Source organism: Burkholderia sp. MSMB1078WGS, assembly GCF_001528895.1.
Taxonomy (GTDB): domain Bacteria; phylum Pseudomonadota; class Gammaproteobacteria; order Burkholderiales; family Burkholderiaceae; genus Burkholderia.
The window spans coordinates 1-787 of record NZ_LPDI01000087.1 but is presented as its reverse complement, the minus strand read 5'-3'; the positions used below and the strand labels follow the sequence as shown (position 1 = coordinate 787).

Sequence of the window (787 nt, the reverse complement as noted above, 5' to 3'; positions counted from 1 at the left end):
TGGTGGGGCCCGTTCGGCAGCGCGACCAAGATGACGACGATCGACCCGCTGCTGCGCCTGGCGGTGCAGCAGTCGAACTGCTTCGTGATCACGTCGATCGGCAACCAGAAGAGCGACGCACGCCTGTCGCGCATCACGCAACTGCAGCGCAACTCGGGCGAATACCGCGCGGGTTCTAAGCAGCAGAAGGGGCAGCGGGTAGCGGCCGACTACTACATGGAGCCGCAGATCGTGATCAACGACTCGCCGATCGGCGGGATCGGCAGCATGATCGGCGGGCTGATCGGCAACAGCGCGGTGGCAGCGGTGGCGGGCCACCTGCAGACGAAGGCGTCGGTGGTGACGCTGACGCTGTTCGACGTGCGCTCGGCGGTGCAGATCGCGGCGGCGGAAGGCAGCTCGACGGCGACCAACTACGGCGCGGCGCTGGGCGGCTTCGGCGGCGGCGTGGGCGGTGCGCTCGCGGGCTTCTCGGCGACGCCGGAGGGCAAGGCGACGGTCGTCGCGTTCATCGATGCGTACAACAAGATGGTCGTCGCGCTGCGCAGCTACAAGGCGCAGGACGTGAAGGGCGGGCTGGGCCGCGGCGGCCAGTTGCAGGTGAACTGACGTAGGCGGGCCGGCGGGATGCCGCCGGCCGATTGCCGAGTCTCGCTTCCCGATTCGCGATTCCTGATTTCCCGATGGTCGGTGCGTGCGGCGCGATGCGCGCGTGCCGGCTTCGTTCGTCCAGTTCGTTTGAAAGGGGACCCCGATGAAAGCCGCTGTACTGATTGCATTGACCTGC

The 787-nt window shown here is 67.7% G+C and carries 1 protein-coding gene; it reads left to right on the top strand.

What is annotated here, in order from left to right; translation table 11 throughout:
* A partial coding sequence (locus tag WT24_RS21715; protein WP_060035823.1) for a hypothetical protein occupies window positions 1–609 on the top strand: 609 nt, incomplete at its 5' end.
* Window positions 610–787: the final 178 nt, after the last annotated feature.